This is a genomic window from Sphingomonas soli NBRC 100801 (genome assembly GCF_001591025.1).
GTDB lineage: Bacteria > Pseudomonadota > Alphaproteobacteria > Sphingomonadales > Sphingomonadaceae > Sphingomonas > Sphingomonas soli.
In genome coordinates, this window is record NZ_BCTZ01000027.1 from 22014 (window position 1) to 29922 (window position 7909).

At 65.5% G+C, this 7909-nt stretch carries 10 protein-coding genes; 6 read left to right on the plus strand and 4 right to left on the minus strand.

The window, feature by feature from the left end:
- Genes infB through SSO01S_RS16695 form a run of 4 tightly spaced genes read left to right on the plus strand, consistent with a single transcriptional unit; the run spans window position 1 to window position 4104 of the window.
- Complete coding sequence (infB, locus tag SSO01S_RS16680; RefSeq protein ID WP_066801425.1) at window positions 1-2640, plus strand: translation initiation factor IF-2; 2640 nt, start codon at window positions 1-3, stop codon at window positions 2638-2640.
- Window positions 2641-2681: 41 nt separating this feature from the next.
- On the plus strand, window positions 2682-3083 hold the full coding sequence (gene rbfA, locus SSO01S_RS16685) for a 30S ribosome-binding factor RbfA (RefSeq protein WP_066801428.1): 402 nt from the start codon (window positions 2682-2684) through the stop codon (window positions 3081-3083).
- Window positions 3084-3113: 30 nt separating this feature from the next.
- The gene (locus SSO01S_RS16690; protein WP_066801430.1) at window positions 3114-3698 is read left to right on the plus strand and encodes a thymidine kinase; all 585 of its coding nucleotides are present in this window, start codon (window positions 3114-3116) and stop codon (window positions 3696-3698) included.
- Between the two features lie 34 nt (window positions 3699-3732).
- Window positions 3733-4104, plus strand: a complete 372-nt coding sequence (locus SSO01S_RS16695; RefSeq protein WP_066801432.1) for a DUF6491 family protein — start codon at window positions 3733-3735, stop codon at window positions 4102-4104.
- A 3-nt stretch (window positions 4105-4107) separates the two neighbouring features.
- Here the strand turns inward: SSO01S_RS16695 and SSO01S_RS16700 are convergent, their stop codons facing one another.
- From SSO01S_RS16700 to SSO01S_RS16710, 3 genes are read right to left on the minus strand one after another with little or no spacing between them, the layout of a single operon-like run.
- Window positions 4108-4482, minus strand: a complete 375-nt coding sequence (locus SSO01S_RS16700; protein ID WP_066801435.1) for a PaaI family thioesterase — start codon at window positions 4480-4482, stop codon at window positions 4108-4110.
- On the minus strand, window positions 4479-4919 hold the full coding sequence (locus tag SSO01S_RS16705; protein ID WP_066801438.1) for a PaaI family thioesterase: 441 nt from the start codon (window positions 4917-4919) through the stop codon (window positions 4479-4481). Before SSO01S_RS16705 ends, SSO01S_RS16700 begins: the two co-directional genes overlap by 4 nt.
- A gap of 48 nt (window positions 4920-4967) precedes the next feature.
- Window positions 4968-5510 (minus strand): hypothetical protein, encoded by a 543-nt coding sequence (locus tag SSO01S_RS16710; RefSeq protein ID WP_066801441.1) that lies wholly within the window; start codon window positions 5508-5510, stop codon window positions 4968-4970.
- A 77-nt stretch (window positions 5511-5587) separates the two neighbouring features.
- Between SSO01S_RS16710 and SSO01S_RS16715 the strand changes: the two genes are divergently transcribed.
- Window positions 5588-6370 carry a crotonase/enoyl-CoA hydratase family protein gene (locus tag SSO01S_RS16715; protein WP_066801444.1) on the plus strand — a complete coding sequence of 261 codons (783 nt, stop codon included), beginning with the start codon at window positions 5588-5590 and terminating at the stop codon, window positions 6368-6370.
- A 12-nt stretch (window positions 6371-6382) separates the two neighbouring features.
- On the opposite strand, the gene rarD is transcribed toward SSO01S_RS16715, so the two are convergent.
- A complete protein-coding gene (gene rarD, locus SSO01S_RS16720; protein ID WP_066801447.1) occupies window positions 6383-7303 on the minus strand; it encodes an EamA family transporter RarD in 921 nt (306 codons plus the stop codon).
- A gap of 130 nt (window positions 7304-7433) precedes the next feature.
- On the opposite strand from rarD, the gene SSO01S_RS16725 reads away from it, so the two are divergent.
- On the plus strand, window positions 7434-7909 hold a 476-nt coding region (locus SSO01S_RS16725), incomplete at its 3' end, for a hypothetical protein (protein WP_157073836.1).

Consider the following 7909-nt stretch of genomic DNA (forward strand, 5'->3'; position numbering starts at 1 on the left):
ATGAGCGACACGGAAAACGAAAAGCCGAAACTGGGCATGCGCGCGCCGCTGGGCCTCAAGCGCACGGTCGAGACGGGCAAGGTGAAGCAGAGCTTCAGCCATGGCCGCTCGAACACCGTGGTCGTGGAAGTGAAACGCCGCCGCGTGCTGGGCCCCCAGGGTGCGCCAGCCGAGGAAGTGACGCAGGCTCCCGAGCCGGTCGCCGCGCCCGCTCCTGCCCCGACTCCCACCCCTGCGCCCGCACCGCGCCCGGTTTCGAATGAGACCGCGCAGGAGCGCCAGGCCCGCTTGCTTCGCGAAGCCGAAGAGCAGCGCATGCAGGCACTGGAAGAAGCGCGCCGCCGCGAAGAGCGCGAGCGCGCCGAAGCTATTGAGGCGGCACGCCGCGCCGAGGAGAAGGCGCGCGCCGAGGCCGCCAGCCCCGCCAAGCCAGCGGCCGAGGCGGCTGCGCCTGCGCCGGCTCCTGCCGCAACGCCCGCACCCGCGCCTGCGCCGGCTCCCGAGCCGCTCGTCATCGCGCTGGATCCGAACCGGCCCGCGCCGCGCCGTTTCACGCCGGTCGCGCGCCCCGAAATTCCCAAGCCGCAGCCCAAGCCCGCGCCTGTTCAGGAGCGCGCCGCCGAGGCGACGCCCGCGCCGGCGGCCAGCCCCGGACCGCGCACCCTGCCGGGCAGCAGCGCGCCCAAGCGCCCCGAGCCGCCCGCGCGCCCGAACCGTGGCGCAGGCCGCCCGGGCGACGATCGCCGCCAGTCGGGCAAGCTCACGGTCAACCGTGCGCTGGGCGACAATGACGGCGCCCGCGCCCGCTCGCTGGCGGCGCTGAAGCGCGCGCGCGAGAAGGAGCATCGCCGGATGGGCGGCCCGCGCGAGCCGCAGGTCAAGCAGATCCGCGACGTCGTCGTTCCTGAATCGATCACGGTGCAGGAACTGGCCAATCGTATGGCCGAGAAGGGCGCCGATCTGGTCAAGACGCTGTTCAAGATGGGTTCGCCCGTCACGATGACGCAGACGATCGACCAGGACACCGCCGAACTGCTCGTCACCGAATTCGGCCACAACATCGTCCGCGTTTCCGACGCCGACGTGGATATCGCGATCGACACCGTCGAAGACGCGCCGGAGACGCTCAAGCCGCGTCCGCCGGTGGTCACGATCATGGGCCATGTCGATCACGGCAAGACCTCGCTGCTCGACGCGCTGCGCGGCACCGACGTGGTCAAGGGCGAAGCCGGCGGCATCACCCAGCATATCGGCGCCTATCAGGTCACGCTGAAGGACAAGTCGAAGATCACCTTCCTCGATACGCCGGGCCACGAAGCGTTCAGCGAGATGCGCGCGCGCGGTGCCAACGTCACGGACATCGTCATCCTGGTGGTGGCAGCGGATGACGGGCTGATGCCGCAGACGATCGAGGCGATCAATCACACCAAGGCGGCCGGCGTTCCGATGATCGTGGCGATCAACAAGATCGACAAGCACGAAGCGAATGCCCAGCGCGTACGCGAGCGCCTGCTCGAGCATGACGTGCAGGTCGAAGCCATGGGCGGCGACACGCAGGACGTGGAAGTCTCCGCGCTCAAGAAGACGGGGCTCGATGAGCTGATCGAGAAGATCCAGCTCCAGGCCGAGCTGCTCGAGCTTCGTGCCAATCCCGACCGCACCGCCGAGGGTACCGTGATCGAAGCCAAGCTCGACAAGGGCCGCGGCCCGGTCGCGACCGTGCTCGTCACGCGCGGCACGCTCAAGGTCGGCGACGTGTTCGTTATCGGTGCGGAGAGCGGCAAGGTTCGCGCTCTGGTCAACGACAAGGGCATGCAGCTGAAGGAAGCGGGTCCGTCGATGCCGGTCGAGGTCCTGGGCCTCTCCGGCGTGCCGATGGCCGGCGATCCGCTGCAGGTCGTCGAGAACGAAGCGCGCGCCCGCGAAGTCGCGGCATACCGCGCCGGCGTGATCCAGAACAAGCGCACCACCAATGCACCCGCGAGCCTCGAGAGCATGTTCTCTGCGCTCAAGGAAAAGCAGGCGATGGAGTATCCGCTCGTCGTCAAGGCGGACACGCAGGGCACGGTCGAGGCGATCATCGGCTCGCTCCACAAGATCTCGACCGACGATATCCGCGTGCGCATCCTGCATTCGGGCGTGGGAGGCATCACCGAGAGCGACGTCAATGTCGCTGCGGCATCGGGCGCGCCGATCATAGGCTTCAACGTGCGTCCGAACGCCAAGGCGCGCGAGATCGCGGAGCGCAACAAGGTCGCGCTCAAATATTATGACGTGATCTACGACCTGACCGACGAGATCCGCGCCGGCATGGCGGGGCAGCTCGGGCCGGAAGCGTTCGAAACCGTAGTGGGCCGCGCGGAAATCCGCGAGGTCTTCTCGGCCGGCAAGACCGGCAAGGCCGCCGGCCTGCTGGTCACCGAAGGCGCGATCCGCAAGGCGCTCAAGGCACGCATCACGCGCGACGACGTCATCATCTACCAAGGCGAGATCGCATCGCTGCGCCGCTTCAAGGACGACGTGGCGGAAGTGCGCGCCGGTCTGGAATGCGGCGTGACGTTCAGCCAGAACTTCACCGACATCAAGCCGGGCGACTTCCTCGAAACCTTCGAAGTCGAACTGCGCGAACGGACGCTGTAATTTCTTCCCTCTCCCGAACGGGAGAGGGGTAAGAGATCAATATGAAGCACGCCGAAACCACCGAGAACCGTTCCGTCCGCCTGCTCAAGGTGGGGGAGCAGGTGCGCCATGTGCTGAGCGAGATCCTCCAGCGCGGGGACGTGCATGACGATGTGCTGGCGAAGCACATGGTCTCGGTCACCGAAGTGCGCATGTCGCCCGATCTCCGCCACGCCACCGTCTTCGTGAAGCCGCTGCTCGGCAAGGACGAGGACGCGGTGATCAAGGCGCTGCGCACCAACACGGCCTATCTCCAGCGCGAAGTCGCGCACCGGGTAAAGATGAAATATGCCGCAAAGCTGAAGTTCATCGCGGACGAGAGCTTCGACGAAGGCACGCATATCGATCAGCTGCTCCGCGCACCCAAGGTGGCGCAGGATCTGGCGCGCGATTCCGAGGACTGACTCGGCCGCCCGGCTCGCCTAGGGTGCGGCATGGCCAAGCTCTATTTTTATTATGCCAGCATGAACGCCGGCAAATCGACCACGCTGCTGCAAGCCGATTTCAACTATCGCGAACGCGGCATGCGTACCTTGCTGTTTACCGCAGGCATCCACGATCGCGGCGGCAAAGGCATGATCGATTCGCGGATCGGGCTAAGACAGGCGGCAATCCCGTTCGATGAGGAAACCGATCTGCGGCTGATCGCCGAGGACGAGCATTTCAAGGCGCCGCTCGCCTGCATCCTGGTCGACGAATCACAGTTCCTCTCGGCCGCGCAGGTTCGCCAGCTCGCCCATCTCGCCGATGAGGTGGGAATCCCGGTGCTCTGCTATGGCCTGCGTACCGATTTCCAGGCGCGGCTATTCCCCGGATCGGCCGAACTGCTCGCGCTCGCCGATGCGCTTATCGAGATCAAGTCGGTTTGCGAATGTGGCCGCAAGGCGACGATGAACTTGCGCGTCGACGATTCCGGCAACGCAGTGCGCGAAGGCGAGCAGCGCGAAGTGGGCGGAAATGAGCGCTATATCGCATTGTGCCGGCGGCATTTCATGCAGCGTTCAGGTGGCGTCGCCTGAAATAGACAACGCCCCCAGAACAAGGAACTCGCTTATGTTCAAGCAATTGCTCCTTCCCGCCCTTCTCCTGACCGCAGGCGCCGCGGAGGCGCAAGGTGTCCGACCGGAGGACGGCAAGCAGGTTTCGATACCGCTCGCCGGACGCGGCGACGTCCGTAGCTTCGAGGTCACGCGCGATGGCGACGGCATCTATATCCAGGATTTCCGGCGCAACTGGTACCTCGCGCGCTTCTATTCGCGCTGCCTGGACATGCCCTATGCCTTCACGATCGGCTTCAAGTCATTCAGCAGCATGTCGCTCGACCGGGGCGACACCGTCCTAGCAGGACGCGAGCAGTGCCGAATTTCCAGCATCGTCCGCAGCGGGCCGCCGCCCAAGAAGATCAAGAAGCCGCGCAATAGCTAAAGCTCAGCGCGCGATGAGATAGTTCATCCGCGCCGCAGCGATCGGGCGATCGGGATCGTCCTGCCACGCGATCGCCTCGACATTGGCGACCCGATTGCCTAGGCGCGTGACCATACCCCTGGCCCGGGTCGGCTTGTCGCGCCCGCCCCGCATGTAATCGACGGTCAGGTTGATCGGCTTGATCCGCGCCGCGCCTTCGCCTGCCAGGACCTGCTGAAGCGCCGCAACCGCGGCCATTTCCAGCAGGCCGCCGATCGCGCCGCCATGAAGAAATCCGGGGCGCCCGAGTACATGCGTGCCGAACGCCATCACCAGCGTCGGCGCGCTCTCACCGGGCTCTTCGGTCAGCCCGAGCAGCTCTGAATAAGGCAGGCTCACCAATAACCCTCCGTGGCCATGAAGGTGCCGGCGACATTCGCAAGCGGATCGGCGGGATCGCCATCATGCGCCTGGCCGCGCACGAAGGCGATCGAGCGGGTGATCCGGTAGCATTCGCCTCTGCCGATCACCGTGCGCCCCGGCCGCGCCGGGCGAAGATAATCGACGCGCAGATCGAACGTGGCGTGTGCCTTGAATGCATCGAGCTTGAGCCAGACGCCCACGCTCGTCGCCATGTCCATCAGCGCCAGGATCGGACCTGAAGCGATCACGCCGGATGCCTGATCGCCGATCAGCCGCGCATCATACGGCAATGCAAGCTCGGCCCAATCCGGCCCGTGCGCATGATAGACGATGCCCAGCGTATCGCCGTGACCGTGGAAACGGTGAGCGAAAAGGGCCACGGGATCGAAGGTGCGGATCGGCGCGTCGGTCATTGCCCGGCGCACCTAGCGCGGGCAGCAAGCTCAGGCAAACCGATCTGCTCAGAGCAAGGCGATATCCGCGACGTAGAAATTGGGCATCGGTTCGCCGCTGTCATTCTGGATCCAGAAACCATCGATTTCGGTGTTTTCGGCACCGAGTTCGTTGAGTGCCGCCGTCACTTTGGTCCAGCCGCCAGCCTTGACGGCGACCAGCTTCATCTTGCCCTCGATCGGCTTGCCGCCCGCTGTCGCGACGACGCGGACCTTGCCGCCTTCACCGGTGCCCTGGATCAGAAAGCTGATGCCGCGATAGGGAGCGGTGTTGAACGGGGCATGGTGTAGGTAAAGCGCCTTGTAGCCCTCGGCGCTCACCTTGATCGGCTTGCGCGCGCTGCCGACATCGACCGACAATTCGACGGTGGCGAAGCTCCAATTCTCCCAGCCCTGGCCCAAAGCGTTGGAATAGATGTTCGCCAGCACGGGATCGACCGGGGGAATTGCGGGAGCGGTCGGCTTCGGCTTGGCTGCGACGTCGCCCGCATCGGTCTGCGCGAAAGCGGCGGGAGCGGCCAGCAGCGCCACGGCGGCAATCAGAAACTTCATTCTTCCTCTCCTGTCCCTGTTACGGGTTTTGGCCTATCCTTCCCCGAAATGTTAGCGCTAGCAAGAGGCAAGAGGGGATGAGCGAACAGCGGGTCGCGATTAAGATGCAGGACGGCGTGGCCGATGTACGGCTGACGCGGGGTGACAAGATGAACGCCCTCGATCCGGCGATGTTCGCAGGGATTATCGATGCGATCGGCCAGCTGCAGGCAATGCCGGGCCTGCGTGCCGTGGTGCTTTCGGGAGAAGGTCGCGCATTCTGCGCCGGGCTGGACATGGCGAGCATGGCGAGTGCCGGATCGGGCGTCGATCTGAAGACGCGCACCCACGGCCTGGCCAATGATTTCCAGCAGGTTGCCTGGGGCTGGCGCACGCTTGCGGTCCCGGTGATTGCGGCGATCCACGGCGTCGCCTTTGGCGGCGGACTGCAGATCGCCAGCGGCGCCGACTTCCGAATCGCGGCGCCCGGCACGCGCATGTCGGTGATGGAGATCAAATGGGGAATCGTACCCGACATGGCGGGCTATGCGCTGTGGCGCGGCAATGTACGCGACGATCACCTGCGCGAGCTGAGCTACACCGCGCGCGAGTTCGACGCAGAAGAAGGCCTGGCGATGGGATTTGTCAGCCGGATCGCCGCCGATCCTCATGCCGAGGCCGTGGCTCTCGCCTGCAGAATTGCTGCCCGTAACCCGCATGCCGTGCGCGCGGCCAAGCGACTGGCCAATCTGGAGAGCGATGCGGCGGGCACGCTGATCGCCGAGAGCGTCGAGCAGGCAGGACTGATCCGCACGCCCAACCAGATCGAAGCGGTGATGGCCAATATGCAGAAGCGCCCGCCCAACTTCCGCGACGATTAGACTCGTTTCCGGTCAGGCGGTGCCAGCCTGCTCTCCCGCCTCCGGCGGCACGGGCGCGCGCGAGGCGCGGACGGCATCCCACGCAAAAAGTGCGCAGCCCGCCCAGATCAGCGGGAAGGTGATGAAATGCACCGGCCGGAGCGGTTCGCCGAACAGCAATGCGAGGCCGAACTGGATCGTGGGCGACATGAACTGGAGCAGGCCCATGGTGGACAATGGCAACCGGCGCGCTCCTGCGGAGAACCAGAGTAAGGGCAACGCCGTGACCGGCCCCGCGATGATGAGCAAGGCCGTCATCCCCGCCGACGTGCCGAATGCCCCCTCACCCAGGCTGTCGGCATGGATCAGCCAACCGAGGCAAAGCGGCGCGAGCAACAGCGTTTCGAAGACGAGCCCGCCCAGCGCGTCAATCGCCGCAACCTTGCGAACCAGCCCATAGGCGCCAAAGCTCGCGGCAAGCGTAAGCGAAATCCACAAGGCGCCGCCGCCACTGGCTGCCAGCACCAACACGCCTGCCGCCGCAACACCGATGGCGACGCCCTGCCAGCGCCGCAGCCGCTCACCGAGCACCATCACGCCCAATGCGACATTGACGAGCGGGTTGATGAAATAGCCCAGGCTCGCCTCCAATATATGGCTGTTGAGGACGGCCCAGATATAGACGATCCAGTTGATCGCGATCAGCGCGGCGCTGGCGAGGAGCAACAGGAGCGTGCGCCCGCGAATCGCCGCGGCGATGCTCTTCGCCCGGCGCAGCAGAAGGATGAGGCCGCCCAGAAACAGCAGCGACCATAAAACGCGGTGGGCAAGCACCTGGAGCGCAGGCACGCCCTGCAGCAGATGGATGTAAAGCGGCAGGATCCCCCACGAGCCATAGGCACCGATGGCGAACAAGATACCCTTGCGGTCAATCTGGGCGGGGAGCGCGGTCATGCAATGGCCCATCGGCGCTATAGGGGCCGAGAGCAAGCAAACGCCGGTTTGGTCCATAATAGCCGGACTGCCTGGTCCGCGATTGCGCACTCCCGGACCCTTGCTAGGATCGGACAAGGGGAGGATTTTCATGCGCGACGATCATCAAGGCGACCTTCAAGGACCGCATGACCATCCTGTGATCGCGACGCTCGCGGGCTGCGCAGTGCTCGTCGCAGGTGCGATCGCCGCGCCGATTTTCCTGCCAGCCCAACCGCAAGCGACCCTGCTGGGCACCGGCGCGGGTTCAGGCTTCGCGCTGTGGCTGATCGGCTTTGCGGTGACCACGCGGCTTTCGAGCTATAGCTGGATCGCAGGTTCGCTGGCGATCCTTCTAGGCGCGGGCGCACTCGCAGGTCATCTGGCGCATCGGCAATATGAAGCGGCCATGCGGCAGGATCCCAGCAGCTTTGCAGAACTGGCCTTCAGCCCGTCGGGCACGCCGATTCTTCCCAAGGACATCACGGCGCGCGGACCGATCTCGGGCTTGTTCGCCGCCTCGGTGCAGGCCGATGGCAATGCGCGGCGCGAATTCGACGGGGCGATGGGGGGGGGGGGGGGGGGGAA